The 26,089-nt window shown below is 62.5% G+C and carries 24 protein-coding genes; 7 read left to right on the top strand and 17 right to left on the bottom strand.

Annotated elements, in window-relative coordinates; translation table 11 throughout:
- Positions 1–21: 21 nt before the first annotated feature.
- Positions 22–492: a GNAT family N-acetyltransferase gene (locus KG698_RS11965; protein WP_213685811.1), complete on the bottom strand. Its 471-nt coding sequence runs from the start codon at positions 490–492 to the stop codon at positions 22–24.
- Positions 489–1,100, bottom strand: coding sequence for a VOC family protein (locus tag KG698_RS11970; RefSeq protein WP_213685812.1), 612 nt, complete (start codon positions 1,098–1,100; stop codon positions 489–491). The genes KG698_RS11965 and KG698_RS11970 overlap by 4 nt, the downstream gene beginning before the upstream one ends.
- Positions 1,101–1,174: 74 nt before the next feature.
- Here KG698_RS11970 and KG698_RS11975 point away from each other — a divergent pair, with 74 nt between their 5' ends.
- The 6 genes from KG698_RS11975 to carB all read left to right on the top strand — a co-directional run bounded on the left by KG698_RS11975 (position 1,175) and on the right by carB (position 10,216).
- Positions 1,175–1,741, top strand: coding sequence for a 5-formyltetrahydrofolate cyclo-ligase (locus KG698_RS11975; RefSeq protein ID WP_213685813.1), 567 nt, complete (start codon positions 1,175–1,177; stop codon positions 1,739–1,741).
- A gap of 51 nt (positions 1,742–1,792) precedes the next feature.
- The gene (locus KG698_RS11980) at positions 1,793–2,617 is read left to right on the top strand and encodes a TIGR00282 family metallophosphoesterase (protein ID WP_213685814.1); all 825 of its coding nucleotides are present in this window, start codon (positions 1,793–1,795) and stop codon (positions 2,615–2,617) included.
- The gene (locus KG698_RS11985) at positions 2,607–3,512 is read left to right on the top strand and encodes a DMT family transporter (protein WP_213685815.1); all 906 of its coding nucleotides are present in this window, start codon (positions 2,607–2,609) and stop codon (positions 3,510–3,512) included. Before KG698_RS11980 ends, KG698_RS11985 begins: the two co-directional genes overlap by 11 nt.
- 78 nt (positions 3,513–3,590) lie before the next feature.
- Positions 3,591–5,372, top strand: a complete 1,782-nt coding sequence (locus tag KG698_RS11990) for an SLC13 family permease (protein WP_213685816.1) — start codon at positions 3,591–3,593, stop codon at positions 5,370–5,372.
- 178 nt (positions 5,373–5,550) lie between these two features.
- Positions 5,551–6,777: a cyclopropane-fatty-acyl-phospholipid synthase family protein gene (locus tag KG698_RS11995; RefSeq protein ID WP_213685817.1), complete on the top strand. Its 1,227-nt coding sequence runs from the start codon at positions 5,551–5,553 to the stop codon at positions 6,775–6,777.
- A gap of 109 nt (positions 6,778–6,886) precedes the next feature.
- On the top strand, positions 6,887–10,216 hold the full coding sequence (gene carB, locus KG698_RS12000) for a carbamoyl-phosphate synthase large subunit (RefSeq protein ID WP_213685818.1): 3,330 nt from the start codon (positions 6,887–6,889) through the stop codon (positions 10,214–10,216).
- 71 nt (positions 10,217–10,287) lie between these two features.
- Here the strand turns inward: carB and KG698_RS12005 are convergent, their stop codons facing one another.
- From KG698_RS12005 to KG698_RS12045, 9 genes are all read right to left on the bottom strand, one after another.
- Positions 10,288–10,506 carry a YlcI/YnfO family protein gene (locus tag KG698_RS12005; RefSeq protein WP_300983768.1) on the bottom strand — a complete coding sequence of 73 codons (219 nt, stop codon included), beginning with the start codon at positions 10,504–10,506 and terminating at the stop codon, positions 10,288–10,290.
- A gap of 79 nt (positions 10,507–10,585) precedes the next feature.
- Complete coding sequence (locus tag KG698_RS12010) at positions 10,586–10,969, bottom strand: BrnA antitoxin family protein (RefSeq protein ID WP_213685820.1); 384 nt, start codon at positions 10,967–10,969, stop codon at positions 10,586–10,588.
- A gap of 102 nt (positions 10,970–11,071) precedes the next feature.
- A complete protein-coding gene (gene proS, locus KG698_RS12015) occupies positions 11,072–12,418 on the bottom strand; it encodes a proline--tRNA ligase (RefSeq protein WP_213685821.1) in 1,347 nt (448 codons plus the stop codon).
- Positions 12,419–12,496: 78 nt separating this feature from the next.
- The gene (locus KG698_RS12020) at positions 12,497–14,065 is read right to left on the bottom strand and encodes a Ppx/GppA family phosphatase (RefSeq protein WP_300983770.1); all 1,569 of its coding nucleotides are present in this window, start codon (positions 14,063–14,065) and stop codon (positions 12,497–12,499) included.
- 56 nt (positions 14,066–14,121) lie between these two features.
- Positions 14,122–16,296 carry an RNA degradosome polyphosphate kinase gene (locus KG698_RS12025; protein ID WP_213685822.1) on the bottom strand — a complete coding sequence of 725 codons (2,175 nt, stop codon included), beginning with the start codon at positions 16,294–16,296 and terminating at the stop codon, positions 14,122–14,124.
- 87 nt (positions 16,297–16,383) lie between these two features.
- The gene (locus KG698_RS12030) at positions 16,384–17,061 is read right to left on the bottom strand and encodes a DnaA/Hda family protein (protein WP_213685823.1); all 678 of its coding nucleotides are present in this window, start codon (positions 17,059–17,061) and stop codon (positions 16,384–16,386) included.
- Positions 17,061–18,143, bottom strand: a complete 1,083-nt coding sequence (locus KG698_RS12035) for an AI-2E family transporter (RefSeq protein WP_213685824.1) — start codon at positions 18,141–18,143, stop codon at positions 17,061–17,063. The genes KG698_RS12030 and KG698_RS12035 overlap by 1 nt, the downstream gene beginning before the upstream one ends.
- 195 nt (positions 18,144–18,338) lie before the next feature.
- Positions 18,339–20,471, bottom strand: a complete 2,133-nt coding sequence (gene scpA / locus KG698_RS12040) for a methylmalonyl-CoA mutase (protein WP_213685825.1) — start codon at positions 20,469–20,471, stop codon at positions 18,339–18,341.
- Entirely contained in the window at positions 20,434–21,363 is a 930-nt protein-coding gene (locus KG698_RS12045; RefSeq protein ID WP_213685826.1) for a hypothetical protein, read from the bottom strand. The genes scpA and KG698_RS12045 overlap by 38 nt, the downstream gene beginning before the upstream one ends.
- Positions 21,364–21,523: 160 nt before the next feature.
- Between KG698_RS12045 and KG698_RS12050 the strand changes: the two genes are divergently transcribed.
- Positions 21,524–21,991: a DUF4174 domain-containing protein gene (locus KG698_RS12050; RefSeq protein ID WP_213685827.1), complete on the top strand. Its 468-nt coding sequence runs from the start codon at positions 21,524–21,526 to the stop codon at positions 21,989–21,991.
- Between the two features lie 45 nt (positions 21,992–22,036).
- Here KG698_RS12050 and KG698_RS12055 read toward each other — a convergent pair whose 3' ends face one another.
- From KG698_RS12055 to KG698_RS12080, 6 genes are all read right to left on the bottom strand, one after another.
- Positions 22,037–24,082 carry an acetyl/propionyl/methylcrotonyl-CoA carboxylase subunit alpha gene (locus KG698_RS12055; RefSeq protein ID WP_213685828.1) on the bottom strand — a complete coding sequence of 682 codons (2,046 nt, stop codon included), beginning with the start codon at positions 24,080–24,082 and terminating at the stop codon, positions 22,037–22,039.
- Between the two features lie 138 nt (positions 24,083–24,220).
- On the bottom strand, positions 24,221–24,433 hold the full coding sequence (locus KG698_RS12060; protein WP_213685829.1) for a hypothetical protein: 213 nt from the start codon (positions 24,431–24,433) through the stop codon (positions 24,221–24,223).
- A gap of 304 nt (positions 24,434–24,737) precedes the next feature.
- On the bottom strand, positions 24,738–25,106 hold the full coding sequence (locus tag KG698_RS12065) for a hypothetical protein (RefSeq protein WP_213685830.1): 369 nt from the start codon (positions 25,104–25,106) through the stop codon (positions 24,738–24,740).
- A gap of 72 nt (positions 25,107–25,178) precedes the next feature.
- Positions 25,179–25,325 (bottom strand): hypothetical protein, encoded by a 147-nt coding sequence (locus tag KG698_RS12070; protein WP_213685831.1) that lies wholly within the window; start codon positions 25,323–25,325, stop codon positions 25,179–25,181.
- 205 nt (positions 25,326–25,530) lie between these two features.
- On the bottom strand, positions 25,531–25,941 hold the full coding sequence (locus tag KG698_RS12075) for a DUF6497 family protein (RefSeq protein ID WP_213685832.1): 411 nt from the start codon (positions 25,939–25,941) through the stop codon (positions 25,531–25,533).
- A partial coding sequence (locus KG698_RS12080) for a RidA family protein (protein WP_213685838.1) occupies positions 25,938–26,089 on the bottom strand: 152 nt, incomplete at its 5' end. The genes KG698_RS12080 and KG698_RS12075, both read right to left, overlap by 4 nt.

Here is a 26,089-nt window from a genome sequence, read left to right on the forward strand (position 1 = left end):
GTCAGCGCAAAGCGCAACCGCTCACAGCATTTTCTGCATCAAGACCAGATCGTGCCAGCGCCCGAATTTCCATCCCACCTCCGGCAGGCGCGCAATCTCGCGGTAGCCCAAGGCGGCGTGGAACGCCGCCCCGCCCGCATTCTCGCCTGCCACCCCTGCGATGATCGAATGGATCGCTGCTGCGCGCGCATGGGCCTCGGCCGCCGCCATCAAGGCGCGGCCCAGCCCCGCCCCGCGCGCGCCTTGGGCCACATGGATCGAATGCTCGACCGTATGGGCATAGCCCGGCCCTGACCGGAACTGGCCATAGATCACGAACCCCACGACCACCCCCGCCGCCTCAGCCACGAAACAGGGTTGCGCGATAATCTGCTCCGCCAACGCGCGCGGGTCTTTTTCGGCGGTGGTAAAGGTTTGCGTCGTCTCGCGGATCACATGGTTCCAGATCGCGGCGATCCCGCCTGCATCCTCACGCCGGGCGGGTCGGATCACAAAACCACCTCGCCATTGGGCGTGGCGATGCGCGCCTCCATCCTCGGGGTAGGGGCCTCATGCACCGTGATCCGGGCATCCGCGACAAGCGGCGCCAGCGCCGCGCGGAGCGCGCTCGCCTGCGGCGAATAAAGCGTCAACCCCACCAACCGCGCGCCCAGATCGGTCAGGCGGGGTGCCGGGTGCGCCGTGCCTTGCCACTGGATCAACGCGGGAAACAGCCCGTCAAAGGGCAAGATCCCATCCTCGGGCACGCCCATGCGCCAGCGCAGATCGGCGCGCGCTAAATCCCAAGGCCGCCCCGTGCCGCGCGGTGCTTGCGCCAAAGCCGCCTCCAGATCATCGCAGCGGCAGATCCAAGTGGTCGCGCGCGGCGCGCCGGTGAAACGGTCCAGATCGAACCAGCGCGGCTGCGCCGGGGCCGCGCCCTCGGGGTCAATCGCGATGACTTCAAGGTAATCCGGGCCCAGCGACATCAGCCGGTTATGCGTGCCCATATGCGGATGCTGCCCACCGGGCTGGAGGGGCAAGCCCAGCTTTGCCTCCACCGCCTGTGCGCCCGCCGCCAGATCGGTTGCCGCCACCGCGATATGATCAAGAACCAGCATCCCCGTCGCCTCTTGCCTGCATTGCGTCGCCCAGCGCCTTGCGCCTTTGTGCAAAACCCTTTCTTGTCGCGCCCATGTCCGAGGTCAAGACCGCGCTGCGCCAAACCGCCTATACCGCCCGCAAGCGGGCCTTTGATCTGCGCGCAGAAACAGGCGCGGTTGCGGCGGCCACCGCCCATCTTCTGGCCGAGATCGGCCCGGCCCAAGGCCGCGTGATCGCGGGCTACCTGCCCATCAGGACCGAAATTGATCCGCGCCCCGCCATGGCCGCCCTCCATCAGGCGGGCGCGCAGATCGGCGTGCCGGTGATCGCGGGGCCGGGCTTGCCGCTCGATTTCCGCCTCTGGACACCAGACGCCGCCCTGATCCCCGGCCCCTTCGGCGCGATGATCCCGCAAAGCGGCGACTGGGTCATCCCCGACACGCTGATCGTGCCCTTGGTGGGGTTCGATGCCGCCTGCAACCGTTTGGGCTATGGCGGCGGGTTTTATGACCGCACGCTGGCGCGCCTTGCCGCCGCAAACCCCGTGCGCGCCTTGGGCTTTGCCTTCGCAGCACAAGAACTGCCGCCGCTACCACTCGAGCCCACCGATATCCCCCTTGATGCCATCGTGACCGAGGCAGGCGTGATCCGCCGCTAGAACCTGTTTTCCCGCTTGCCCCGCAGCGCGCCCGCGCCTAAGCCATCGCACATGCGTATCCTCTTTCTTGGCGATGTGATGGGGCGGGCCGGGCGCGCCGCGATCACCGAACGCCTGCCCAAACTTCGCACGGACTGGCGCCTCGATTTCGTCGTGGTCAATGGCGAGAATGCGACCGCTGGCGCGGGGCTTTCAGCGGGTCATGCCAAGGAATTGCTCGATGCCGGTGCCGATTGCCTGACCTTGGGCGATCACGCCTTCGATCAGCGCGACATGCTGCAATTCATCACGCAAGAGCCGCGCATCTTACGCCCGCTCAATTTCGCCAAGGATGCGCCGGGTGCGGGTGCGCGCGTCTTTCAGGCGCGTGGCGGTAAACAGGTCTTGGTGGCCCAAGCCTTGGGTCAGGTTTTCATGAAGCGCCCCTTCGATGATCCCTTCTCGGCGCTCGATGCGGTGCTGAAGAAATTCCCGCGTGGCGGCAATGTGCAGGCCGCGCTGATCGACATCCATGCCGAGGCGACATCCGAGAAAATGGCCATCGGTCATTTCTGCGACGGGCGCGCCAGCATGGTCGTGGGCACCCATACCCATGTGCCGACGGGTGACGCGATGATCCTGCCCGGCGGCACCGCCTATCAATCCGATGCGGGCATGTGCGGCGACTACAATTCCGTGATCGGCATGGACAAGGCCGAACCGATGCGCCGCTTCATCACCGGTATGTCGCGCGAACGCTTCACCCCCGCATCGGGCGAGGCGACGCTGTCTGGGCTGATGATCGAAACCGATGACCGCAGCGGCGTGGCCACCGCCCTGCACCCCATCAGGCTGGGTGGCCGACTGTTGCACGCAGGCCCGCCCGATGCGCCGTGATTGGCTTTTATACATCGCGATCTTGATCTTTTGCGGCGCGGCTTGGGGCATCACCCAACCCTTGGCCAAGATCGCCGTGACCGCAGGTTATCGCCATTTCGGCATCATCTTTTGGCAATTCGCCATCGGCGCGGCGCTTTTGGGTGCGCTCAATGCCGCGCGTGGCGGCACCTTGCCGCGCCGCCCGGCGCAATGGGTGTTTTGCACGATCATCGCGCTGATCGGCACGCTTTTGCCCAATGCGGCAAGCTATACGGCGGCCTTTCACCTGCCCTCGGGGATCATGTCGATTGTCTTGTCGCTAATCCCGATGCTGGCCTTTCCCGTAGCGCTGGCCTTGGGGCTTGATCGCTTTTCGGCGCTGCGTTTCGTGGGCTTGGGTCTGGGGCTTGCCGCGATCATCTTGATCGCCGCACCGCAGGGGGGGCTGCCTGATCGCGCCATGGTTTGGTGGCTGCCCTTGGCGCTGGTGGCACCCCTGTTTTACGCGGTCGAGGGGAATTTCGTCGCCCGCTACGGCACCGAGGGGCTAGATGCGGTGCAGGTCTTGCTTGGTGCCTCGCTGGTGGGAATGGTCTTGGCCGCGCCGCTTGCGATGATGACGGGCCAGTTCATCATCCCCACAGCACCGCTTGGCTTGCCCGAATTTGCGATCATCGGCTCATCGCTGGCCCATGCCATTTCCTATACGCTTTATGTCTGGCTCGTCACCCGCGCCGGATCGGTCTTTGCGGCGCAAGTCTCTTATCTCGTGACGGGTTTTGGCATTTTCTGGGCCAAGCTGATCTTGGCCGAGACCTATTCCCCTTGGGTCTGGGCTGCCGTTGTCTTGATGCTGGCCGGGCTTGCGCTGGTGCAGCCGCGCAAACCGCCCGAGGTGGTCGCCTTGCCATAAGATGCATCGCGCGCCCGCTTGTGCTGCGCTGCCGCATCGCTAGAGTTGGTCGCGTAGGCGTTGCGCAAAGGGACCAGTATGATCGACCTCTCCCTCTCCGAGACCGGCCAAGGCTTGGCGGCCATCGCGATCATGCTGACCATGTTCGCGCTGTTCTTGCGCGAACGCTGGCCGACCGAGGTGGTGGCCATCGGCGGTGTCGCGGCGTTGTTGATCTTTGGCCTTTTGCCCTTTGATCGCGCGACCGCTGTCTTGTCGAACCCTGCGCCATGGACAATCGCCGCCATGTTCATCGTCATGGGCGCGCTGGTGCGCACAGGCTCGCTTGACCGGCTGACCAAATTCGCCGAGGCCAAGGCCGTCTCTCACCCGGCGGTGGCGGTGGCCACGCTCTTGGCTTTCGTGGCGCTGGCCTCGGCCTTCATGAACAACACACCCATCGTGGTGATCATGCTGCCCATCTTCGTGCAGATCTCCCGCATCCTTGGCACCGCCCCCTCCAAGCTGTTGATCCCGCTGAGTTACGCCGCGATCATGGGCGGCACGCTGACCCTGATCGGCACCTCCACCAACCTGCTGGTCGACGGCGTGGCGCGCGCCGAGGGGTTGGCCCCCTTCACCATTTTCGAGATCACCCCCATCGGCCTTGTCGTCGTGGCATGGGGGCTCATCTACCTGCTGGTCTTTGGCCGCCACCTCCTGCCCGAGCGCAGTTCGATGGCCGCCCTTTTGGGTGGCCCACGGGCCAAGCCCAAATTCTTCACCGAAGTGGCCGTGCCCGAAGGCTCGGCACTCATTGGCCAGAATGTGAACGAAGTCGATCTTTTCGCCCGTGACGGTGTGCGGCTTGTCGATGTGCTGCGCGGCGATGCCTCGCTCAGGCGCGATATGTCGGGGGTCGTGCTGCAGCCCGGTGACCGGATCGTTCTGCGCACCGACATGGCCGAGGTTTTGGGGCTGCAAGCTTCCAAGGAACTGCGCACCGTCGACAAGCTCAGCTCCGTCTCCACTACCACGGTCGAGGTGCTGATCACGCCCGGCGCGCGCATGGTGGGCCGCAGCTTGGGCAGCCTGCGCCTGCGCCGCCGCTACGGCGTCTATCCTTTGGCCGTGCATCGCCGAAACCAAAATATCGGCATCCAAATCGACGAATTGGTCGTGCGCGTGGGCGACACGCTGCTCATCGAAGGCGCGCCCGAGGATATCCAGCGTTTCGCCGCCGATATGGACCTTGTCGATGTCTCCAAACCCTCCGAGCGCGCCTATCGCCGGGGCAAGGCCCCCATCGCCATCGCGGCCATGGCGGGGATCGTGATCCTTGCGGCCTTCAACATCGCCCCAATCCTTGCGCTGGCCGTGGTCGCGGTGGCGGTTGTGCTGCTGACCGGCTGCATCGACGCGGAGGAGGCGTTCTCTTTTGTCGAAGGGCGGCTTTTGGCGCTGATCTTTGCCATGCTGGCCGTGGGTGCTGCACTCGATCACACAGGCGGGATCGAACTGATCGTCGGTCGCATCGCGCCCGCCTTGGTCGATCTGCCACCATGGGTGCTGGTCTGGGCGGTCTATTACATGACCACGATCCTGACCGAGATTGTCTCGAACAACGCCATCGCGGTCATCATGGCCCCCATCGCCATCGCGCTTGGCCAAACCATGGGCGTCGATCCGCGCCCGCTGGTCGTGGCGGTGATGATCGCGGCCTCGGCCTGTTTTGCCACCCCCATCGGCTATCAGACCAATATGCTGGTCTATGGGCCGGGGGGGTATCGCTTCACCGATTTCATGCGCATCGGTATTCCCCTCAACCTCAGCCTTGGCGTGGTGGTCTGTCTCACCATCCCGCTGATCTGGCCGCTGTAACGCACGGGAAATCTCGAGATTTCCCACGCGGAAAACCCTCGGTTTTCCGCCGCCCTTGCCCTTGATCGTGATCAAGGCTGGCCTGCCATGCGCGCCCTATCCTTTGATCAACCGGCGATGCCGACGGCACCATCCGGCGCAGCTCTCGGCAAGCCATCACCGCAAAGGATATCGCGTCATGTGGGATATGGTTCTCGACCGGATGCTGGACCGCTTCATCGTCACGGGCCAGCTTACGCTGACAGGTCCGGGCGGCATCACGCGCCGCTATGGGCCGGGGCAGGGGCCGCAGGCGCATATCACCCTGACCGATCCCGCCTTGCCGCGCCGCTTGGTCTTCTCGCCTGAGCTTGCGCTGGGCGAGGGGTATATGGACGGCACCCTCACAATCGCGGGCGATGATCTGGACGGGTTTTTCACCCTGCTCATCCAAAATGCCGCCCATCCGCCCGTGGGGCTGCGCGCGCTTGACCTCCGCCTGCGCAGATGGCGTCGCTGGCTCGATCAGGCCAATCCGGCCCACAGGTCACGCGCGAATGTCGCCCATCACTATGACCTCTCGGGCACGCTTTACGATCTCTTCCTTGATGCCGACCGCCAATATTCCTGCGCCTATTTCCGCGATCCCGGCATGACGCTGGAACAGGCGCAAGCGGCCAAGAAACATCATATCGCGGCGAAACTCTGTCTTTCGCCGGGGATGGAGGTGTTCGAGATCGGCTGCGGCTGGGGCGGCATGGCGCTGACATTGGCGCAAGACTACGGGGTCAAGGTCTTGGGGGTCACGCTCTCGGTCGAACAACACAAGATCGCCACCGAACGCGCCGCGCGTGCGGGCCTATCTGACCGCGTCCGCTTTGCGCTTGCCGATTACCGCGCCATCCGGGGGCAATTTGACCGGATCGTCTCCATCGGCATGTTCGAACATGTGGGCGCGCCGCACTACACCGAATATTTCAACCAGATCCGCGACCGCCTCAAACCCGATGGTATCGCGCTGATCCACACCATTGGCCGCGCCTCCCCGCCCGGTGCCACCAGCCCTTGGATCACCAAATATATTTTTCCCGGCGGCTATGTGCCGGCCCTGTCGGAAATGGCTGCGGCGGTCGAGGCCGCAAAGCTTTACCCCACCGATCTCGAGGTGTGGCGGTTGCATTACGCCGATACGCTGCGCCATTGGCACGACCGCTTTACCGCGAACGCGGACAGCGCCCGCGCGCTTTATGACGACCGCTTTTGCCGCATGTGGCGTTTCTACCTCAAGGCCAGCGAACACAGCTTTCGCCATAACCGCCAATGCGTGTACCAGTTCCAACTGGCCCGCCACCAAGATGCGGTGCCGCTGACGCGCGATTATCTCTATCCCGCCAAAGCCCCTGAGGCACTGCGCGCCGCCGAGTAGGGTGCTGCCTTCAGGCGCAGCTTGCGCCCACCCCCGCATTCGCACCTTGCGCCCCGGCTGTCCCTGTCTATAACACCGCCAATTTGCGCATCGTCTGCCGGGGGATCCCATGCCGAAAAGAACCGATATCCGCTCGATCATGATCATCGGCGCGGGGCCAATCGTCATCGGTCAGGCCTGCGAGTTCGACTATTCCGGCGCGCAAGCCTGCAAGGCACTGCGCGAAGAGGGCTACAGGGTCATCTTGGTGAACTCCAACCCCGCCACGATCATGACCGATCCGGGGCTGGCCGATGCCACCTATATCGAACCCATCACCCCCGAAGTCGTCGCGCGCATCATCGAGAAAGAGCGCCCCGATGCGCTTTTGCCCACGATGGGCGGACAGACCGGCCTCAATACCTCGCTCGCGCTTGAGGAAATGGGCGTCTTGGCGAAATTCGGGGTCGAGATGATCGGCGCCAAGCGCCACGCCATCGAAATGGCCGAGGATCGCAAACTCTTCCGCGAGGCGATGGACCGCATCGGGCTGGAAAACCCCAAGGCCACGATCATCACCGCGCCCAAGCTGCCCAATGGCAAATTCGACATCAAGGCGGGGCTGCAACACGCCATCGACGCCATCGAATATGTGGGCCTGCCCGCGATCATCCGCCCTGCCTTTACCCTTGGCGGCACCGGCGGCGGCGTGGCCTATAACCGCGAGGAGTATGAATTCTACTGCCGCACGGGGATGGAAGCCTCGCCTGTCGCCCAAATCCTCGTCGATGAAAGCCTCTTGGGCTGGAAAGAATTCGAGATGGAGGTGGTCCGCGACAAAGCCGACAACGCCATCATCGTGTGTTCTATCGAAAACGTCGATCCGATGGGCGTGCACACAGGCGACAGCATTACCGTCGCCCCCGCGCTGACGCTGACCGACAAGGAATACCAGATCATGCGCAACGGCTCCATCGCCGTGCTGCGCGAGATCGGGGTGGAAACCGGCGGATCGAACGTGCAATGGGCCGTGAACCCCGCCGATGGCCGCATGGTCGTGATCGAGATGAACCCCCGCGTCTCACGCTCCTCGGCGCTGGCCTCCAAGGCCACGGGCTTCCCGATTGCCAAGATCGCCGCGAAACTTGCCGTGGGCTACACGCTTGATGAGCTCGACAACGACATCACCAAGGTCACGCCCGCTTCCTTCGAGCCGACCATCGATTATGTCGTCACCAAGATCCCGCGCTTTGCCTTCGAGAAATTCCCCGGTTCTGAACCCACGCTGACCACCGCGATGAAATCCGTGGGCGAGGCGATGGCCATCGGCCGCACCTTCCACGAATCGATGCAAAAGGCGCTGGCCTCGTTGGAAACTGGGCTGACCGGCTTTGACGAGATCGACATTCCCGGCGCGCCGCAAGAGGCGGCAATCATCAAAGCGCTATCCAAGCAAACCCCCGACCGCATCCGCATCATCGCCCAAGCCATGCGCCACGGCCTGTCCGACGAGGCGATCCACACCGTCACGAAATTCGACCCGTGGTTCCTCGCCCGCATCCGCGAGATCATCGAGGCCGAGGCCGCCGTCCGCCGCGACGGCCTGCCCGTGACCGAAGAGGGGCTGCGCCACCTCAAGATGATGGGCTTCACCGATGCCCGCCTTGCCAAGCTCACGGGCCGCGATGAAAGCAACATCCGCCGCGCGCGCCTCAACCTTGGCGTCACCGCCCAGTTCAAACGTATCGATACCTGCGCCGCCGAGTTCGAGGCGCAGACCCCCTATATGTATTCCACCTATGAACACCCCACCATGGGCGAGCCGGAATGCGAAGCCCGCCCCTCGGACCGCAAGAAAGTGGTCATCTTGGGCGGCGGCCCCAACCGCATCGGTCAGGGGATCGAGTTCGATTATTGCTGCGTCCACGCCTGCTACGCGCTCAGCGATGTGGGCTATGAAACCATCATGATCAATTGCAACCCCGAGACGGTCAGCACCGATTACGACACCTCCGACCGCCTCTATTTCGAGCCGCTGACCTTTGAGCATGTGATGGAGATCATGCGGGTCGAACAGTCCCGCGGCACGCTCCACGGCGTGATCGTCCAGTTCGGCGGCCAGACGCCGCTGAAACTCGCCAACGCGCTGCATGACGCGGGCATCCCCATCCTCGGCACCACGCCCGACGCCATCGACCTGGCTGAAGACCGCGAGCGCTTCCAGCAACTCGTCCAGCGTCTGGGCCTGAAACAGCCCGAAAACGCCATCGCCACCACCGACGCCCAAGCCAAGGCCGCCGCCGAGAAACTGGGCTACCCGCTGGTGATCCGCCCCTCCTATGTCTTGGGTGGCCGCGCGATGGAAATCGTGCGCGACACCGCCCAGCTTGACCGCTACATCCGCGAGGCCGTGGTGGTTTCCGGCGATAGCCCCGTGCTGCTCGACCGTTACCTGTCAGGCGCCACCGAAGTCGATGTCGACGCGCTCTGCGACGGCACCGATGTGCATGTCGCGGGCATCATGCAGCATATCGAAGAGGCGGGCGTTCATTCCGGCGACAGCGCCTGTTCGCTGCCCCCCCATACGCTCAGCGACGAGATCCAGACCCGCATCATCGCACAGACCAAGGCGCTGGCCCATGCGCTTAACGTCGTGGGCCTGATGAATGTCCAATTCGCGGTCAAGGGCGATGATATCTACCTGATCGAGGTGAACCCCCGCGCGTCTCGCACCGTCCCCTTCGTGGCCAAAGCCACCGACAGCGCCATCGCCTCCATCGCTGCACGCCTCATGGCGGGCGAGAAACTTTCGGCCTTCCCGCAGGCTGCACCGCACAAACCCGTCGATGATCAAACCGTCATCCCGATGGGCGATCCGATGACACTCGCCTCCTACCGCACGCCGTGGTTCTCGGTGAAAGAGGCCGTGCTACCCTTCGGCCGCTTCCCCGGTGTCGATACGCTCCTCGGCCCCGAGATGCGCTCGACCGGCGAAGTCATGGGCTGGGACCGCACCTTCCCCCGCGCCTTCCTCAAGGCCCAGCTTGGGGCTGGCACCGTCCTGCCCGATGCAGGCACGGTCTTTGTCTCGATCAAGGATGACGACAAAGGCCCGGTTCTGGTCGAGACTGCCCAGATCCTCATCGCCCTTGGCTTCGACCTGCTAGCCACCAGTGGCACGGCGGCCTTCCTCAAGACGCATGCCATCCCATCGGCCGTGGTGAACAAAGCCTATGAGGGCGGCCGCTCCATCGTCGACATCATCAAGGATGGCGGCGTGCAACTGGTGCTCAACACCACCGAAGGCGCGCAAGCGGTCGAAGACTCACGCTCCATGCGCGCGGTCACACTGGCCGACAAGATCCCCTATTTCACCACGCTCGCCGCCAGCCACGCCGCCGCACAAGCCATGCGCGCCAGCCGCGAAGGGGAGTTGGGGGTCAGGTCGTTGCAGGGGTAGGGTGGGTGCAACCCACCACGCGCGCAGCCCCGTAGGGTGGGTGAAACCCACCACTTACCGTAGGCCGGGCTTCAGCCCGGCACCCCCGGCCGCGCCTCCAGAAACCGCACCGCCCGCTCCGCGTCAGCGCCTTCCGCGCGCTTGGCGAAGAAGTCCGCCGCGCCCATGGTGCCGACCTTTTCGGCCAGCGCCAGCGCGATGAACTGGTTGAGCGACACGCCGTCCTTCTCGGCAAAGTCCTCTGCCGCCGTTTTCAACGACTGCGGTAGTCTGACAGTGATCCTTGCCATCCTTGAAAACTCCAAATTCTATCGTCTACTCGTAACCCCACCAGTCTAACTTGGGCTCCTCATTCCCCCAAGAGTTTCCTCACCCCCGCCGCTTCTCCATATCCCCCCAATCTGGCATCGGTTGGCTCGCCTGCCAGTTCTCCCGAAACGGCTCGATCGTCTCTTCCCCGCGCAACAGCCCCGCAAGCTTGGCATGCATGAAGGCGCGCAGCACATCGTTCATGCGCGGCTGATAGCCCGGCCCCATCGAGCGGAACCAGCGCACCACATCTTGATCCACCCGGATCGTCAGCCGTTCCTTCGCGCTGTCGCGTCGCGTGGCGATCTCGTGCCAGTCTTGCGGGATGCGTTGATCCAGCCAGATGCGCTGGTGCATGTCCCATTCAAAGCGTCGGAGCGCCTCGACCATATAGTAGTGGTGCTCCCGCTGGCGCCTGCCGAGCGGTTTCTCTGTGTTGGTCATCTGCCCCCCGTTTCATGCGAACGGGGGCAGTTTCCGATGAATTGGTTAAAATCGTCTCTATGCTGCGTGTAGCTACAAGATCACGACAGGAACCCTACGCGTTCACGCCCCCATGTGCGGCGCGTAAATCTCCACCACCCGCGCCACCACGGCCGCAAGCGACAGCTCCTCGCTTTCGCCCGTGCGGCGGCAGGTCAGCTCGACCGTGTCGCCCGCCAACCCGCGCGGGCCGACCGTGATCCGCCAGGGCAGGCCGATCAGATCCATCGTTGCAAATTTTGCCCCGGCACGTTCCGTGCGGTCGTCGTAAAGCGGCTCCAAGCCGTTGGAAACGAAGGCTTTATAAAGATCGTTACAGGCCGCGTCGCAGCTTGCATCCCCTTGCTTGAGGTTCACGATCCCCACATGGAAAGGGGTCACACCCTCGGGCCAGATGATGCCATTGTCATCATGCGACGCCTCGATGATCGCGCCCACCAGACGGCTCACGCCGATCCCGTGGCTGCCCATATGCACCGGCACGCGGCCCCCCTGACCATCATCGACCAGCGCGCCCATCGCTTCGGAGTATTTCGTCCCGAAATAAAAGATCTGCCCCACCTCGATCCCGCGCGCAACGCGTTGACGTTCCACGGGAATTTGCGCGAAAACAGCGGCGTCATGGGTCTCGTCGGTGCGCGCGTAACGGGATGTAAACTCTTCTAGGACAGACTGGCACTGCGCCCGATCATCATAGTCGATCGCCCGATCCCCAAAGCGCAGATCGGTGATCTCGCTGTCGTAAAACACCTCGCTCTCGCCCGTTTCGGCGAGCACCAAAAACTCATGCGTATCATCGCCGCCAATCGGCCCGCTATCAGCGCGCATCGGGATCGCCTGAAGCCCCATCCGCTCATAGGTCCGCAGGTAGCTGACCAGATGGCGGTTATAGGCGTGCAGCGCATCTTCTTTCGTCAAATCAAAGTTATAGCCGTCTTTCATGTAGAATTCGCGGCCCCGCATCACGCCAAAACGCGGGCGGATCTCGTCGCGGAATTTCCACTGGATCTGATACATCGTCAGCGGCAAATCCTTGTAGCTGGTCACATGCGCGCGGAAGATGTCGGTGATCAATTCCTCGGCGGTGGGGGTGAACAGCATGTCGCGCTCATGCCGGTCGGTGATGCGCAGCATCTCGGCACCGTAGGCGTCATAGCGCCCGCTTTCGCGCCACAGATCGGCGGATTGGATCGTGGGCATCAGCATCGGCAGATGGCCTGCCTTCGCCTGTTCTTGGTGAACGATATCCTCGATCTTTTTCAAGACCTTGTAGCCCAAGGGCAGCCAAGAATAGATACCTGCGCTGGCCTGCTTGATCAGCCCCGCACGCAGCATCAGCCGATGGCTGACGATTTGTGCCTCGGACGGGGTTTCCTTGAGCACGGGCAGGAAATAACGGCTAAGGCGCATGGGCGTGATCTTTCTGGCGAATGTTGACGGGCGAGGCATACGCCAAAGAAAATCGCCTCACAAGCGCGCTGGTCCGTGTCAGCGCGTCTTGGCGATGATGGGTGCGACCTCCATCGCGGCGGCCAATGCGTTGAAGCGGGCCAAGGCCACTTCGCCAAACAGATCGCGGGCGGCATCCGTGTGCAGTTCCAAGATCAATTCGCGCCGCTTGGGCCGAAAGCTCATCGCGCCATGATCGGCCAAGTTAGCCACCGCGAACATCGCCCCAAAGCGCATGGCCCGGCCAAGGATCTCGGCCTCGCGCACCTGGTCTTCGGGCAAAAGTGCTAGCAATTCGGCGTTAAACCCTGTGCCTACGCGGCTGGATTTGTACCGATGCAAAAGCGCAAGGCCCAGATAGACGCGCTCTGCATGGGTCATGCCGCCCAGATTTGCGCGGGTGGCGTTGTCGAAACACACCTCGGCCCGGTAATCGGGATGGGCACGCCAACTGACGTCATGCAGCAAACAGGCCGCGCGGATCAGGCGCTTTTTGTCATGCTTGGCGCGTGGGAAAAGCGGCTCGACGAAATGATAGAGCTTGCGACCAAAACCGGGCATGCGCGACAGCTGCGCCTCGGAATGGCGGGCCGCTTCGATCAGCGGGTCGCGCGCCTTGAGCGCCTCGGACATCTGTTCGTAAAGCAGCCCCTCGCGCAGCCCGTAGGAGGAGACCGCAATCTCGCGCGGTTGTAGCTTTCTGACCAGTGCGCGCAGCACTTCGGCCGCCATCGGCACAAGGCGCATCCGCTCGGCGCTGGTGCCTGTGCGGGCGCGCAATTCGTTGATGTCGGTTTCTGCGATATATTTCAGCGTCTCAAGGATGCCGCGCGGTGTCATGCGGTATTCATGCAGCACTTTCAGTGGATAGCCGCGCCGCTCCATATCGATGCGCGCGATCGCCCGCCATGAGCCGCCGACCAAAAACAGCCGTTCGGTGCCTACTGGAAAGCCCGTGGCAAGGGTCGCGACCTCGGCCTTGATATGGGCGCGCAGCGCTTTTTTATCGACCTTCATGCCCAAAAGCTTGAGCGGCCCAAGATCCGAGGTAGCGCGGTGGCCAACCTTGCCCGAGCCCTTTAACTCGGCCAATTCCATCGACGAGCCGCCGATATCGCAAATCAACCCAGCCGCGCCCGGCCATCCCAAAAGTACGCCTTGGGCGGAAAGCCGCGCCTCCTCGGCGCCATCGATGACACGAATCGCAAGCCCTGTTTCCGCCCTGACCTGTTCGCGAAAGGCCAAGCCATCTTGCGCATCGCGCACTGCCGCTGTCGCCACCGCCAATAGCGGTGAGACCTCGGCAGCCTCGGCCAGACGCGCAAAGCGGCGCAGTGCGGCCAGCGCGCGTTCCTTCCCCTCGGGGTTGAGGCGGCCGGTCTCAGAAAACCCCATTCCAAGCCCGCAAAGGATCTTTTCATTGAAGAAATACGCAGGGCTGCGCGCGGCACCGTCGAAGATCACCATCCGCACCGAGTTCGACCCGATATCGATCACGCCGACGCGCGCCAGTGATTGCGCCTCGGGGCCATCGAAAAGCGGCACACCAAAGGGCCCCCATTCGGGGTGAATTTCGGCCTCTTCTGCGCGCATTTGCCGTCCGCTCATGGGTACGAGTGATGCAACGGACGGGGGTCGCCCGTCAATTGCAGGGGTGTCGCGGGTCAGTCGTGACTATGCGTCAACTCTGGCACATCCTTGGCCCCCGCCGAACCCCGCCCGGAAAGCGAGGGGTTCTCCATGAAAAAGCGGTGGCAAGAGAATGGGTTGGCTGTCTCAGACAGGTTGGGGCGGACAAAGCTGCCATCGGGCTGCAACACCCAAGATTGCGCCACATCGGCCAGATTGGCGGCCATGATCTGGCTGACGATCTGGGCCTTGACCGTAGGGTTACGGCATTCGACCAGCGTTTCGACCCGGCGGCTCAGGTTGCGGCCCATCCAGTCGGCGGACGAGATATAGACCCGCGCCTTTTTCGAAGGTAGCCCATGGCCATCGCCGAAACACATGATCCGGGAATGTTCCAAGAACCGCCCGACGATGGATTTGACGCGGATATTCTCGCTCAAGCCTTTCACACCGGGGCGCAGCCCACAGATGCCACGGATCACCAGATCGATCTTTACCCCCGCACCGGAGGCGGCATAAAGCGCGTCGATCACATCAGGTTCGATCAAGCTGTTGAGCTTGACCCAGATCATCGCAGGCCGCCCGGCCTTGGCATGTTCGATCTCGGTCGCGATGCTGTCGAGGATCGTGGATTTCAGGCTCAGGGGCGCGATGCGCAGGTTCTCTAGACCCTCGGGCTCGGCGTAGCCACCGACATAGTTGAACACTTTGGTCGCGTCGCGCCCGAGCGCGTCGTCACAGGTAAACAGTGATAGATCGGTATAGATGCGCGCTGTGATCGGGTGGTAATTGCCGGTGCCGAAATGGGTATAGGTCACCAGCCGATCACCTTCGCGGCGGACCACGGTGCTGATCTTGGCATGGGTTTTGTAGTTGATGAATCCATAGATCACATGCGCGCCTGCGCGTTCAAGCTTGCGCGATTGGCGGATATTCGCGGCCTCATCAAAACGAGCCTTGAGTTCGACCAGCGCAGTCACGGATTTGCCGTTCTCAGCCGCCTCGCACAGCGCATCGACGATGGGGGATTCGTAGGAGGTGCGGTAAAGCGTTTGCTTGATGGCCACGACATTGGGGTCGCGCGCAGCTTGGCTCAAGAAGCGGATCACCATGTCGAAGGTTTCATACGGGTGGTGAAGCAGCATGTCCTTTTGCCGGATCGCGGCAAACATGTCGCCGTCATGATCTTGCACGCGTTCCGGCACACGGGGACTGAAGCTGGGCCATAGCAGGTCGGGGCGGCTGTCGATCACCAATTCCTTGAGGCGCACAAGGCCGATCATACCGCGCACCTCAACCACCTCTTCGGGGCTGACATGCAGTTGATCAATGATCTCGGCCTTCAGGTCTTCGGGCGCGCCTGCACTGATCTGGAGGCGCACCACCTCGCCGCGGCGGCGGCGCTTAAGGGCGGTTTCAAACTCGCGCACCAGATCTTCGGCCTCTTCCTCAAGTTCCAGATCGCTGTCGCGCAGAACGCGGAAAAGGCATGAGCCGCTAAGCGTATAGCCGGGGAACAGCGCGCCGATATGCAGGCGCAACAGCTCTTCAAGCGGCAAGAAACGCGCTTTGCCCTCGGCGGCAGGCAAGGAGATGAAGCGATCAATCTGGCCGGGAATGGGCAACAAGGCCTGCAATTGCCGACCATCGCGGTCGCGCGTCAATTGCAACGCAAGCGCGATGCCTTCGTTGGGGATGAAGGGAAAGGGATGCGCCGGGTCGATGGCCAAGGGCGACAGAACCGGAAAGACGCGGCCCATGAAAATCTCGGCCAAGGCTGATTTGTCCTGCGCGGTAAGCTTGCTGGCCGTCACCACGCTGAGGCCCTCGGCCTCCATCTCGGATTTGAGCGCGTTCCACGCGGCTTGCTGATGCTGCATCAAGCGGCGCGCATCGGCATTGATCAGTTTCAGCTGCATCGCAGGCGTGCGCCCGTCCGCCGCAGGGGTCAGATTGCCCTCTTGCGCCAGACCGCGCAGGCCCGCCACGCGCACGGTGTAGAACTCGTCAAGATTGCCCGCCGAGATCGAGGCAAACCGCACGCGTTCAAGCAGCGGCACACGCGGGTTCATCGCCTCTTCCAGCACGCGCCAATTGAACGCCAGCCATGACAGCTCGCGATTGAAAAAACGTTGCGGGCCGGTGATCTGCGCCTCTGGAAGGGCGACCGGCTCAGGCAGGGGGGCGGAGAGGAAATCGGCAAAGCTCATAGCTGTGGCCTAATTGTGGTTCGTGACAATTGCATGACGCAGTGCGCTATTTTGCGTTGCCTTTCGCGCGGCGTCGAGGGGGGCGAATTACCCCTCATCACGCGCCAAGATCGCACGCACATGTTTCAGCCCCGGCCTTTGCTTGTCGGCTAGCGCTTCGGCATCGAGGCGGGCGATGAAGTCGCGCGCTTGCGCCAAAGATCGCTCGATGCGCGGCAAGATGTAGCCCAACAGCGCGGGCGTTAGCGCCATTTGGCGATCGGCGGCAAGCTTGACCAGCACCGCCGCGATGAGTTGGTCATCGGGGGCCGCAAGGGTCAACTGGCCCGCCTGCTGCATTCGGCTGTCGAGATCGGGCAAGCTTAACCCCCAGCGCGCGGGCGCGCTTCGGGCCGTGACCAGCAAGGCGACATTGCGATGTGCGCAGGCATTGTGGAGGTGAAACAGCGCCTCTTGCGCCGCATGCGCGCCCGCGATTTGGTCGGCATCCTCGATCGCGATGGCTTGCGTCTCGGCCAGATCGGTGGGGTTGAATGCCCCGATATCGCGCGCCGCGATCAGCCGCGCGCCCGATTGGTCGCAAAACACATGCGTCAGATGGGTTTTGCCTGACCCCGCCGGACCCACCAAAACCATCTTGGACAAGGGCCAATCGCGCCATGCCTCAACCCCTGCGACGGCCGCAGCATTGGCATCGGAGACGAAGAAATCGCTACGCCCCATCGCCGCGCGAAAGGGAAGGTCCAAGACCAATTGGCGGGCCATCACGGCGACCCGGTGTCATCTTTGGGACCGTTGGAATACCCGCGATAAAGCAATCCCGCCCGGTATTGATTGATCGCAAAGCGCACCAAAACCCCGATGGCCGCCGCAATGGGCACCGCGACAAGCAGGCCAACGAAGCCGAAAACCGTGCCAAATGCCGATAACGCAAAGATCAACCATACGGGGTGAAGGCCAACCGAACTTCCGACCAGCTTGGGCGTCAAGATATTGCCCTCGACCATCTGGCCCAGCTGAAAGATCACGACCACGGCCAAGATCGACCACCACTCGCCCCAGAACTGAAACAGCGCCAGCCCCACCGACAAGACGCCGCCGACCAAAGCGCCGACATAAGGGATAAAGGTCAAAAGACCCGCAATCAGCCCCACCACGAGCCCAAACTGCAGCCCGACGATCATCAAGGCCACTGCGTAAAAGGTGCCAAGGATCAGGCAAACCGTGCCTTGGCCACGAATGAAACTTGCCAATGTGCGGTCGATCTGTCCGGCCAAATCGCGGATTGTGTCGGCATGGTCGCGCGGCAGCAGCGCGTCGATGTTTGCCACTAACCTGTCCCAATCAAGCAGCATGTAGAAGGCGACCACAGGCACAACGACCAAGAACACCAGCACATTGACCACACCCGCCGCTGAGCTGAGCACTTGCTGCAACAACTCACCCCCGCGCGATTGGATCGTCTCACCCACGGCGATCAGCGATTGGCGCAGGGGCGAGCCCTCGTCCATCACATGCGGAAACCGTTCGGTAAGCCATGCGCGTAGCTGATTGAACAGCTCAGGGGCCGATTGGATCAAGTCATTGGTCTGTTGGATCAAAAGCGGGATGATCACCAGAAGTGACAAGATCACCACGCCCAGCAAGAAGACGAAGATGACGACGGTCGCCAAGACACGGCTCAGCCCCATTTTTTCCAGACGGTCCGCAACGGGGTCGAGGAAATAGGCGATGGCACTGCCCATGATGAAGGGCAAGATTACATCGCCCAAGGCCCAAAGCAGCACCAAAAACACCGCCGATGCGATGCCCCAATAGGTCAATTGCTTGCGAACGGGCAGGGCCATGACGCCTCCTTTGTTGCGGCATGAGAGCATGTCGCGTGCTAGCGCATTCACCGCAATACGCTTTAGATGCGATGACGGCGGTCGCAGGGCAAGGGGGCGCAGGCGATGCGCACACGGGCGTGGCGGAAAACGCGTGTTTTCCGGTGGGAAAACTCCAGTTTTCCCACGCGAAAAACTGGCGTTTCTCGTGCCCCCTCAGGCTGCGCGTGTCGCGCGGATCAGCGCCAAGATATCGCGCGCGGCATCGGGAATATTCGTGCCCGGCCCGAAAATCGCTTTGACGCCCGCTTCCTTAAGGAATGCGTAATCTTGCTGTGGGATCACGCCCCCGCAGATCACGATCACTTCACCTGCGCCGGCCGCCTCGAGGGCGGCGATCAACTTGGGCGCCAGCGTCTTGTGACCGGCGGCTTGCGAGCTGATGCCCACCACATGGACATCATTGTCGATGGCGTCTTGCGCCGCTTCCTCGGGCGTTTGGAACAAGGGGCCGACATCGACGTCGAAACCGATATCGGCGAAGGCCGTGGCGATCACCTTGGCGCCCCGATCATGCCCGTCTTGGCCCATTTTGACCACCAGCATCCTTGGGCGGCGGCCTTCCTCCTCGGCGAAGGCTTCGACATCGGCCTGGATCGCGGCAAAGCCCATATCGCCCTCATAGGCCGCGCCATAGACACCGGCCAGCGTCTTGACCTCGGCCCGGTGGCGGCCGAACACTTTTTCCATCGCCATGCTGATCTCTCCTACGCTTGCCCGCGCCCGCGCAGCATCGACTGCCGCTTCAAGCAGATTGCCACCTTGGACCGCGCGGCGTTCAACCTCGGCCAAAGCCGCATCGCAGGCGACTTGATCGCGGGTGGCGCGGATGCGAGCCAGCCGCACAACTTGCGCCTCGCGCACGGCGTCATTGTCGATTTCCAGAATGTCGATCGGGTCTTCAGTCTCCTTGCGGTACTTGTTGACGCCAACGATCACATCCTCGCCCCGGTCGATCATCGCCTGCCGCTTGGCGGCCGATTCCTCGATGCGCAGCTTGGGCATGCCGGTGGCGACCGCCTTGGTCATGCCGCCCATCTCCTCGACCTCTTGCATCAGCGCCCATGCTTGTTCGATCAGCTCACCCGTCAGGCTTTCGATGTAGTAAGAGCCTGCCAGCGGATCGACGACCTTTGTCACCCCGGTTTCTTCTTGCAAGATCAATTGGGTATTGCGCGCGATGCGGGCCGAGAATTCGGTGGGCAGCGCGATGGCTTCATCCAGCGCATTGGTGTGAAGGCTTTGGGTGCCGCCCAGAACCGCGCTCATCGCCTCATAGGCGGTGCGGATGACGTTGTTGTAGGGGTCTTGTTCTTGCAAGGACACGCCCGATGTCTGGCAATGGGTGCGCAGCATCTTGGAGCGTTCATCCTTGGCGCCGAATTCCGTCATCACCCGGTGCCACAGCGTGCGCGCGGCCCGCAGCTTGGCAATTTCCATGAAGAAATTCATACCAATGGCGAAAAAGAACGAGAGCCGCCCCGCGAATTTGTCCACATCCATGCCCGCGGCCATCGCGGCGCGCACATATTCGCGCCCATCGGCCAGCGTATAGGCCAATTCCTGCACCAAATTCGCTCCCGCCTCTTGCATATGGTAGCCAGAGATCGAGATCGAATTGAACTTCGGCATATGGTCCGAGGTATAGGCGATGATATCCGAGATGATCCGCATCGAGGGTTCGGGCGGGTAGATATAGGTGTTGCGGACCATGAACTCCTTAAGGATGTCGTTCTGGATCGTGCCGGACAATTTGGCCCGGTCGTGGCCCTGTTCCTCGCCCGTCACGATGAAATTGGCGAGGATGGGGATCACTGCGCCGTTCATCGTCATCGAGACGCTGACCTGATCAAGCGGGATACCGTCGAACAGGATTTTCATATCCTCGACGCTGTCAATCGCCACGCCCGCTTTGCCGACATCGCCGATGACGCGGGGATGGTCGCTGTCATAGCCCCGGTGGGTGGCCAGATCGAAGGCGACGGAAACGCCCTGTTGGCCCGCCGCCAGCGCCTTGCGGTAAAAGGCATTGCTCGCCTCGGCGGTTGAGAAACCGGCATATTGGCGAATGGTCCATGGCCGACCTGCATACATCGTGGCCTTCACCCCGCGGGTGAAGGGGGCAAACCCCGGCATGGTGTTCAGGTGATCCAAACCTTCGGTATCGGCAGCAGTGTAAAGCGGTTTGACCGCGATCCCCTCGAGCGTGTCCCATGTCAGGCTGTCGGGGCTGCGCCCTGCCAGTTCCTTTTCAGCCAGCTTGCGCCAGGCATCCATTGTCTTGGTCATCGGGTCGTCCTCTTCCTTGTCCTGTCAGGCGTCGGGTCTTTGCCCCCGCTCGATCAATATATGTCGCAAGCCCCCCGGCACCGGCGGCCAGCCATGCAAGGTCTTCTTGATACTGCGCGCGCAAGATTGCGCGTTGATGGGTGTTGAAGGGCATGAAACGCCCCGCCCGCTGGGGCAGCGCCGCAGCACCATCCAATCCAGCGTCGCGGCATGTGGCGATCAGTTGGGCCGCCGTTGGTGTCGCGTTGCACCATGCATCTTGCCCGCGCATCCCAACGCGCGTGCCGCTGAGCTGCGTGATCAAGTGATCTGGCCTGCCTGCCATCGCCTCATGGGTCCAGACACGGATGGCGATACCGGGCATGGCTTGGGCCAGATCGGCGATCACATGCCGCCAGCGGCGCGGCTGGGTGATCAGCCGCGCGCAGAGCGCAGCATCGGGGAGCGCACCGCCATGGCGCATGCGCCACCCAATGACCGAGGTCCAAAAGGCATCATAGCACCGGATCGACAGGCCAAGCGTGACCCCGTAGCCATCGAAAGCTTCCGCAAAACGGGCAACACGCGCCCCGGCCCCGTCGTAAAGCCGGGTCTGGCTCAGCAATCGGCGCATCGTGCCAAGCATATTCTCTTCACTGACAAAAAGCAGCGCTGTGCCAAGCTCAGCCGCTTGGCGGGCCTGTAGGCTGATGCGCGCATGGGCGCGGCCTGTTTTGCGCGGAAAGAACGCATCATCGCTGCCATATAGCCCATCGAAAAGCCCCGCGCGCAGCCGTTTTGGCCCCCAATAGCCAAATCCTGCGCCTTGTAGGCCCACATGGCTTTGGCCGAGCATGTGCTGCAACGTCGTGGTGGCCGTGCGATGCGCGCCAAGGTGAAGCAAAATCTCCATGCCGCAATCTCCAACCACGCTGCGATGTGCTTTAGCGTGATCATGCGGGCAGATCCGTGAAGATCGGGTGAAGCGCGCACCTGCGACCCTTCGGTCATTGGCCGGAAATCTCTTCGCATTTGTGCAAGTGCTGCCTATATCCAACCGGAACGGAGGACACATGCGACCAAGTCTTTTTACGCTGATCGCGGCCCTGCTGCTTGCCTTGCCCGGCGCCGCCCAGGCCGAGACCAAGACAGAAACGCCCTCAGAGCTGGGGGATGTCGTCGATCCGATGGCACCGCGCGCGGCGCGCGATGTCACGCTGGAGGAGTTTCTTTGGGTCTCGCGGCCCTTGGTCATATTCGCCGATTCCCCCGCTGATCCGCGCGTGCGCGAACAGTTGCAGATGTTGGCTGACCGCCCCGATGTATTGGCTGAGCGCGATGTGGTCATCATCGTTGACACCGACCCCTCGGAAGAAACGGCGCTGCGTCTGGCATTACGCCCGCGCGGCTTTTCGTTGGTGATCGTGCAAAAAGACGGCCGCGTCGGCCTGCGCCGCCCCAGCCCCCGTGATGTGCGCGAGATCGTGCGCGGCATCGACAATTTCGCGCTGCGCCAAGAAGAGGTGCGGATCGGGCAGTGATGCCCGACCCCCTCGTCGATATGTGGCGCAGGGTTTGTCACGGCCTTATGCGAACTCGATGATGATTTGATCCACGGCAAGGCTATCGCCGGGCGCGCAGGTGATGGCCCCGACGACCCCGCGCCGCTCGGCGCGCAGGATATTCTCCATCTTCATCGCCTCGATGGTGCAAAGCGCTTGGCCCTCCTGCACCTCTTGACCGACCTCGACATCGATCTTCACGATCAGACCCGGCATCGGGCAAAGCAGGAATTTCGACGTATCAGGTGGGAGTTTCTCGGGCATAAGCCGGGCAAGCTCGGCCTGACGCGGGGTGCGTACATGCACCTTGAGATCGGCACCGCGCGTGCGGATGCGGAAGCCGCCGGGGATTTTGCCAACCTTCAGCACCAAGGGCGCGCCATCCACCATCAGCCGCGCCAGCTGATCCCCCGGCGTCCAATCCGAGGTGACGCGCATGGCTTGACCATCGGCAAAGCTGACCGTTGCGCCGTCATGATCGGCCGCAATGGTGACGGGGAAGTCTTGCCCTTGCAGCGTCACAACCCAATCATGGCCCACGCGGCGCTCGTGATTGTCCATGCGCCCCGACACGCGTGTGCGCCGAATTTCGGCCACGCGGTGCATGGCAGCCGCCGCCGCGGCGACGCGCTGGGCGGCGTCATCGGCCAAACGCGCACCGGTGAAGCCTTCGGGGTATTCCTCGGCGATGAAGGCGGTGGTGATATTGCCGCTGACAAAGCGGTCATGCTCCATCACGGCAGAGAGGAAGGGCAGGTTATGACCGATCCCCTCAACTTCGAAGCCATCAAGTGCCACGCGCATCGCTTTGATCGCGCCCAAACGGTCAGGCGCCCATGTGCAAAGCTTGGCGATCATCGGATCGTAGAACATCGAGATCTCGCCGCCCTCGAACACGCCCGTGTCGTTGCGCACGGCGGTCTCGCCCGTCGGCGCATCGCCTTGCCACTTGCCGGTCTTGTTCAGTGGGCCTGCCTGCACCTCGGCGGGTGGGCGATAGCGCGTCAGCCGCCCGATTGAGGGCAGAAAGTTGCGATAGGGGTCTTCGGCGTAAAGGCGGCTTTCCATCGCCCAGCCGGTCAGCTTGATGTCGTCTTGTGTGAAGGGCAGCTTTTCACCGGCGGCCACGCGGATCATCTGTTCGACCAGATCGATACCGGTGATCAATTCGGTGACGGGGTGTTCCACCTGAAGCCGGGTGTTCATCTCAAGGAAGTAGAAATTGCGGTCGCCGTCCACGATGAATTCCACCGTTCCCGCGCTGGTATAGCCCACCGCACGCGCCAGCGCGCAGGCTTGTTCGCCCATCGCGCGGCGTGTTTCGGCATCAAGGAACGGCGAAGGCGCCTCTTCGATGACCTTTTGGTTGCGGCGCTGGATCGAACATTCCCGCTCGCCCAGATAAAGCGTGTTGCCATGGCTATCGGCCAATACCTGAATTTCGATATGGCGCGGCTGGGTCACGAATTTCTCGATAAAGATCCGATCATCCCCGAAGCTCGATTTCGCCTCGTTCTTTGAGGCCTGAAAGCCCTCGCGCGTCTCGGTGTCGTTCCATGCGATGCGCATGCCCTTGCCACCGCCGCCCGCGCTGGCCTTGATCATCACCGGATAGCCGATCTCGTTGGAGATCTTTACCGCCTCCTCCGCATCCGCGATCAGGCCCATGTAGCCCGGCACGGTCGAAACACCTGCTTCGGCTGCGATCTTTTTCGAGGTGATCTTGTCGCCCATCGCCTCGATCGCACCGGTCGGTGGGCCGACGAACGCCACGCCCAGCTTATCCAGCGCCTCGGCGAATTTCATGTTCTCGGACAAAAACCCATAGCCCGGATGGACAGCTTCGGCGCCGCTTTGCTTGATCGCCGCTATGATCTTGTCGATCACGATATAGCTTTCGGATGCGGGGGCAGGGCCGATATGGATCGCCTCATCGGCCATCTTCACATGCAGTGCGTTGCGGTCGGCATCCGAATAGACGGCGACCGTGGCGATCCCCATCTTGCGGGCGGTCTTGATGACGCGGCAGGCGATCTCGCCCCGATTGGCGATCAAAAGCTTCTTGAACATGGGCAGGCGTCCCTTGCTAGCGGGGCTGGGCCCCCGTTCTGGTGGTCAACAAAAAGGGCCACCGGGCGCGTGACGCACCGGAGGCCCTGAATTTTTGACAGATGGATCAGGCCGCTGATGCGACCCGCGCGATCTGATTTAGCGGCAGATGCCGATATCGTCGCAAAGCGCGCCACCGGCTGCACCAATGACGATGCCTGTGGCGATATTGCCATCAAGTGCTGCTGCGCCGACCCCGCCCGCCGCACCGCCGATGGCCGCGCGTTCAAGATCGGATGTAACGCAGCCCGCCAAGACGAAAGCGGTCGCGACAAGCGTGGTGAGAAGGGGGGCCTTGGTTTTTGCGCACATTTTGTGTCTGCTCCTTTCGTTAAGCCTCGTGACACGAAAGATAACCAGAATTTCGTCACCCCGATAGGGAAAGCTGTCGAAGGCCGTAAAGTTTGTGAAAAAAGCGGTCGGCCAAAGAGAGTGGCCGACCGTGTCGAGGGGGAAGGGGTAATCGTCACATCGCCATCGCCGGTCGCGGCCTTGCGCGCCAACGCTGACAACGAAACCCTGACACATCCCAAGGCATTGGGTGAGGGCATTCTTTTTGCTGCCGCCTCATGCGCGCCAAACCGCCCAGCGATGATGTCCCCCGGCAAGATCATGCCTATACCGTCTTCCAATAGCCGCTGCCGTCGAAGGCCTCGGGGAATGCGGCGCGCGCGCGTTTCTCGTCGATCACCAAGAGCGCCTCGTAGCTTGCCGGGTCAAAGGGGTCTTCGGCAGGCAAGACTTCACGCTCGAACAACCAGTTCAGCCGCCCCGCATCAAGATTGCCGCGCTCAAAGGGTTGATCGCCAAAGCACAGCCAAAGTGCTTCCATAAAGGCCAAATCGGCGCGGCGATCAGCGGGGCGTCGGTCAGGGTAGCGTTCGCGCCGCATGAGCGGGGTGGCCCCGTCCTTGTGCGCGCGTCTGATCGTGAATTGATAATCCGTGCCGGGAAGCCGACCGGGAAAGCCGCGATGCTTGATCATGCTGCACCCCCAAATGTCGGGGTGGCGGCAAAGTGCCGGGCGGAGTGTTGGCCCCGCCCGGAGATTGTTGCTTCAACGATACTTGGTCGACACCGGATCGTGGCTGATCGGTGCGGGTTCGATGAAAATGATTTCTTCTTGCTCGGGTGCGGGGGCTGCACAGGCGGCGACACCGGCCACCAGCCCCAACGCGAGAAGCGCCTGAATGAAACGCGACATCTTACTCTCCTACATTTTTGGGTGGTGACCGGACGCAAAGGCCCGGCCACGACCAGAGGTACGTCTACCCGGAGGTAAACTGCACCAAAGATACCGCTTACGCGCTTTTCTCCACAGGGTTTTCCACAAAGCGATTCATTCTGTGACCGGCTTGCATCATTCCAGTCGTTACCCGAAGGTCGCGCCGCAAGATTTTGTGCGCTCATCAAAATAGCTCCCAGATGCAGGCGTCGCCGGCGAGGCGATAGGTTTCATAGAAACGGTTGATCTCGGGCGTGGGGGTGCCACGCGGCGTGGGGGCGGCCATCATTTCGATCACGATTTGATCCGCCGTTGCATTGGCCGCTTTCGCAATAGGTCTGCCCCAATGCTCACAGGCCCAATCCATATCGGTCTTGAGCGCTGCATCATCGACCCCGCTGGCCCCAATCATCGGTGCGACAAGGCGGATGACGATCTGGCTTTCGCCTGACCACGGGTTTTGCTCGTCCAGCCATTCATGCAAGATCACCGCCTGACCCGATGGCGCGCTGATCTGATCGCGCGGCCAAGCCTCGGCCAAGGCCGCAATGGGTGGCAAGGCCACAAGCCCCGCGATCTGGGCGGCGCGCATCATGATGTCGGCTGATCCGGGCGGCGTGCGATGCAATCGATCTCGACCAAGGCATCAACAGCCAAGGCCGTCACCCCCACCGTCGTGCGCGCCGGGCGCCTGTCGGGCGGAAAGAAGCCTTGGTAGGTTTCGTTAAAGGTCGCGTAGTCGC

The organism is Roseicyclus sp., from assembly GCF_018402035.1.
Taxonomy (GTDB): Bacteria; Pseudomonadota; Alphaproteobacteria; order Rhodobacterales; family Rhodobacteraceae; genus Roseicyclus.

What these genes read in the sequence shown, in the direction of transcription:
- KG698_RS11970 (WP_213685812.1), bottom strand. Translation starts at nt 1,100, where the DNA reads ATGCTGGTTCTTGATCATATCGCGGTGGCGGCAACCGATCTGGCGGCG.
- KG698_RS11975 (WP_213685813.1), top strand. Translation starts at nt 1,175, where the DNA reads ATGTCCGAGGTCAAGACCGCGCTGCGCCAAACCGCCTATACCGCCCGC.
- KG698_RS11980 (WP_213685814.1), top strand. Translation starts at nt 1,793, where the DNA reads ATGCGTATCCTCTTTCTTGGCGATGTGATGGGGCGGGCCGGGCGCGCC.
- KG698_RS11985 (WP_213685815.1), top strand. Translation starts at nt 2,607, where the DNA reads ATGCGCCGTGATTGGCTTTTATACATCGCGATCTTGATCTTTTGCGGC.
- KG698_RS11990 (WP_213685816.1), top strand. Translation starts at nt 3,591, where the DNA reads ATGATCGACCTCTCCCTCTCCGAGACCGGCCAAGGCTTGGCGGCCATC.
- KG698_RS11995 (WP_213685817.1), top strand. Translation starts at nt 5,551, where the DNA reads ATGTGGGATATGGTTCTCGACCGGATGCTGGACCGCTTCATCGTCACG.
- carB (WP_213685818.1), top strand. Translation starts at nt 6,887, where the DNA reads ATGCCGAAAAGAACCGATATCCGCTCGATCATGATCATCGGCGCGGGG.
- KG698_RS12005 (WP_300983768.1), bottom strand. Translation starts at nt 10,506, where the DNA reads ATGGCAAGGATCACTGTCAGACTACCGCAGTCGTTGAAAACGGCGGCA.
- KG698_RS12010 (WP_213685820.1), bottom strand. Translation starts at nt 10,969, where the DNA reads ATGACCAACACAGAGAAACCGCTCGGCAGGCGCCAGCGGGAGCACCAC.
- proS (WP_213685821.1), bottom strand. Translation starts at nt 12,418, where the DNA reads ATGCGCCTTAGCCGTTATTTCCTGCCCGTGCTCAAGGAAACCCCGTCC.
- KG698_RS12020 (WP_300983770.1), bottom strand. Translation starts at nt 14,065, where the DNA reads ATGAGCGGACGGCAAATGCGCGCAGAAGAGGCCGAAATTCACCCCGAA.
- KG698_RS12025 (WP_213685822.1), bottom strand. Translation starts at nt 16,296, where the DNA reads ATGAGCTTTGCCGATTTCCTCTCCGCCCCCCTGCCTGAGCCGGTCGCC.
- KG698_RS12030 (WP_213685823.1), bottom strand. Translation starts at nt 17,061, where the DNA reads ATGGCCCGCCAATTGGTCTTGGACCTTCCCTTTCGCGCGGCGATGGGG.
- KG698_RS12035 (WP_213685824.1), bottom strand. Translation starts at nt 18,143, where the DNA reads ATGGCCCTGCCCGTTCGCAAGCAATTGACCTATTGGGGCATCGCATCG.
- scpA (WP_213685825.1), bottom strand. Translation starts at nt 20,471, where the DNA reads ATGACCAAGACAATGGATGCCTGGCGCAAGCTGGCTGAAAAGGAACTG.
- KG698_RS12045 (WP_213685826.1), bottom strand. Translation starts at nt 21,363, where the DNA reads ATGGAGATTTTGCTTCACCTTGGCGCGCATCGCACGGCCACCACGACG.
- KG698_RS12050 (WP_213685827.1), top strand. Translation starts at nt 21,524, where the DNA reads ATGCGACCAAGTCTTTTTACGCTGATCGCGGCCCTGCTGCTTGCCTTG.
- KG698_RS12055 (WP_213685828.1), bottom strand. Translation starts at nt 24,082, where the DNA reads ATGTTCAAGAAGCTTTTGATCGCCAATCGGGGCGAGATCGCCTGCCGC.
- KG698_RS12060 (WP_213685829.1), bottom strand. Translation starts at nt 24,433, where the DNA reads ATGTGCGCAAAAACCAAGGCCCCCCTTCTCACCACGCTTGTCGCGACC.
- KG698_RS12065 (WP_213685830.1), bottom strand. Translation starts at nt 25,106, where the DNA reads ATGATCAAGCATCGCGGCTTTCCCGGTCGGCTTCCCGGCACGGATTAT.
- KG698_RS12070 (WP_213685831.1), bottom strand. Translation starts at nt 25,325, where the DNA reads ATGTCGCGTTTCATTCAGGCGCTTCTCGCGTTGGGGCTGGTGGCCGGT.
- KG698_RS12075 (WP_213685832.1), bottom strand. Translation starts at nt 25,941, where the DNA reads ATGATGCGCGCCGCCCAGATCGCGGGGCTTGTGGCCTTGCCACCCATT.